The following is a 2,761-nucleotide window of genomic DNA, read 5'->3' as shown; positions in this document are numbered from 1 at the left end:
GCGGCGTCGGCGGCCCGGGCCCCCGCCGATCCGGGGCGCTTGCGGGCCACCCAGCCCTCGATGTTCCGCTGGCGGGAGCGCGCTACGGCGAGTGATCCCGGCGGCACGTCCTGGGTGATGACCGACCCCGCCGCGGTATAGACCCCGTCCCCGACCGTGACGGGCGCCACAAACATATTGTCGGAACCGGTCCGGCAGTGGGAGCCGATGGTCGTGTGGTGCTTCTCCTCGCCGTCGTAGTTCACGAAGACGCTCGCGGCACCGATGTTCGTGTGGTCACCGATCGTGGCGTCACCGACGTACGACAGGTGCGGCACCTTCGTTCCCTCGCCGATCGCGGAGTTCTTCATCTCCACGAAAGTCCCGGCCTTCGCGCCGGTGCCCAGGATCGTTCCGCCGCGCAGATACGCGTACGGGCCGACGTTGGCGCCCGCGCCGACGCGGGCGTTCTCCGCCACCGTGTTGCTCACCACGGCGCCCTCCCCGACCGTCGTGTCGCGCAGCCGGCAGTTCGGGCCGACCTCGGCGCCGGCGGCCAGGTGCGTGGTGCCCAGGAGTTGCGTGCCGGGGTGGATCACGGCGTCCGGCTCGTACGTCACGGCCGTGTCCAGCCACGTGGTGGCCGGGTCGACGACGGTGACCCCGGCGAGCATCGCCGCCTCCAGCAGGCGGTCGTTGAGGGTGCGGCGGGCCTGGGCGAGCTGCACGCGGTTGTTGACGCCGGCCAGCTCGCCGTGGTCGGCGGCCCGTTCGGCACCGACCCGGTGCCCGGCGTCGCGCAGGATGCCGAGCACGTCCGGCAGGTACTCCTCGCCCTGGCTGTTGTCCGTGCCGACCCGGCCCAGCGCCTGGGCCAGCAGCCGCCCGTCGAACGCGAACACGCCCGAGCTGACCTCGCGCACCGCGCGCTGCGCGGGCGTGGCGTCCCGGTGCTCCACGATCTCCGTCACCGCCCCGTCCGGGCCGCGCAGCACCCGGCCGTAGCCGGTGGCGTTGGGCAGCTCCATCGTGAGCACGGTTACCGCGTTGCCCTGCGCGGTGTGGGCGGCGGCCAGCGCGCGCAGCGTCTCCGGCCGCTGCATCGGGATGTCGCCGCACGTCACCAGGACCGTGCCGGAGGTGTCGGCGCCGTGCGCGGCCAGCTCCTCCAGACCCGCCCGCACGGCGTGCGCGGTGCCGCGCTGCTCGTGCTGCACGGCGATCCGCGCCCCGGCGTCGACACCGGCGAGGTGCGCGGCGACCCGCTCGCGGCCGTGCCCCACCACGACGACGAGCTCGCCGGGCTCCAGCGCGCGGCAGGCGGCGACCACGTGGCCGACGAGCGAACGGCCGCAGATCTCGTGCAGCACCTTCGGGGTCGCGGACTTCATGCGGGTCCCCTCACCCGCTGCGAGAACGATGACGGCTGCCGGGCGGATGGGGCTCACGAAGATCGCGTCCTTCGGTCGGTCGGTGCTGGGAGACGGGGTTCCCGAGGATACCGAGGGCGCGCCGCCCGCTACTCGCGGCGCGGGGCGCGGCCGGTGAGGGCGGCCAGCGTGGTGCGGATGTGCGCCAGGTGCGCCCGCACCTGGTCGGCCTGCTCCTCCAGCTCGCGCAGGGCCCGCTCGGTCTCCCGGTCGACGCGCTGGCGCCGCACCCGGGCGTCGGCGAGCAGCTCCGCGCGGCGCGCGTCAGCCGCCTCGTCGCGTGCCTTGGCCTCCGCCTCGGCCTCGGCCAGCTCCCGCTGGGCGGTCGCCAGCACGGTGTCGCCGCGCGCGGCCAGCTCCGCGACGCGCGCGTCGGTCTCCGCCTGCCGGGCCGTCAGCTCCTCGTGCAGGGCGCGGGCGGCGAGGGCCTGAGCCCGGGTCTGCTCGGCGATCAGCGCCTCGCAGCGGCGCGTCGCCTCCGCGAAGGCCGCGTCGGCCTCCCGCCGCACGGCGGCGGCCCGGTCGCGGGCCTCGGTCAGCATCCGCGTCGCGAACGCCTCGGCCGCGGCGAGCGTGCTCTCCGCCGCCGCGTCCGCCTCGCCCCGCCGCCGGGCGGCGGCCTGCCGCGCGTCGTCGCGCACCCTGCGCGCCGCCCGCTCGGCCGCCTCCAGCAACTCACCGGCCCCCGCCTCGGCATCGGCCCGCAACTCGGCCGCCTCGGCCTCCACCTCGGCCAGCAACTCACCCGCGCGTTCGCCCAGCACGTCGAACGCGGGCGGCGGCAGCGCCGCCAGCGCGGCGTTCAACCGGTCCGCCTCGCGGGTCATCTCGTCGACACGAAGACTCAACTGGGCCAACCGCCGCCACGCGAGATCCCGCTCAGCGGCCAACTCGGCCATCCGCCGGTCCACCTGTGAAGGCCGATAACCCCGTCCGCGTGCCATGCCGAAGCCCGTCATACGCCAATGATCCCCGCTCACGGGGAACTCAGCCCACACAACCCCGCCCGAACCGACGACCGCGGTCCGCGTCACACCACATGACGCCGCACCAGGCAGCCTCCGGTCTGACGGGTTCCGTGGATGACCGTACGCGGCATCGCGGGCCCGGCCGGCGGGCCGAAGGCCACGCGGTCGCGTGCGCCCCGGGGTCGGGGCGGCTCGGTCACCCGGCGCCGTGGGCCGGGTCTGTGGCCGGGGCTGCACCTGCCGGTGGGGTGGCGGCGGTTTGTGTGTGCCCGGAGGTCCGGTGGGGGTGAGGCGACCGCCTCCGGCGGCGTCGCCGGTGGTCGGATGTGAGGGCGGGCCGTGGCCGTGCCTGCGACGGCCTGCGCGGTGGGCCGGGGGCGGGAG

The 2,761-nt window shown here is 75.9% G+C and carries 2 protein-coding genes; both read right to left on the bottom strand.

What is annotated here, in order from left to right; all coding sequences use genetic code 11:
- Positions 1 to 1,427 (bottom strand): bifunctional UDP-N-acetylglucosamine diphosphorylase/glucosamine-1-phosphate N-acetyltransferase GlmU (glmU, locus tag ACSNOC_RS27440; protein WP_436750278.1); only part of this gene is annotated, 1,427 nt, incomplete at its 3' end.
- A gap of 71 nt (positions 1,428 to 1,498) precedes the next feature.
- The gene (locus ACSNOC_RS27435; RefSeq protein WP_436750277.1) at positions 1,499 to 2,308 is read right to left on the bottom strand and encodes a cellulose-binding protein; all 810 of its coding nucleotides are present in this window, start codon (positions 2,306 to 2,308) and stop codon (positions 1,499 to 1,501) included.
- Positions 2,309 to 2,761 lie beyond the last annotated feature (453 nt).

This window comes from Streptomyces sp. URMC 129 (genome assembly GCF_051386415.1).
Classification (GTDB): Bacteria; Actinomycetota; Actinomycetes; order Streptomycetales; family Streptomycetaceae; genus Streptomyces.
Note: the sequence above shows the minus strand (reverse complement) of the source record. Positions and strands in the feature narration are given on the sequence as shown.

Bases quoted from the DNA above. Each gene is read 5' to 3' on its own strand.
- ACSNOC_RS27435 (WP_436750277.1), bottom strand. From the start codon at position 2,308: ATGGCCGAGTTGGCCGCTGAGCGGGATCTCGCGTGGCGGCGGTTGGCC.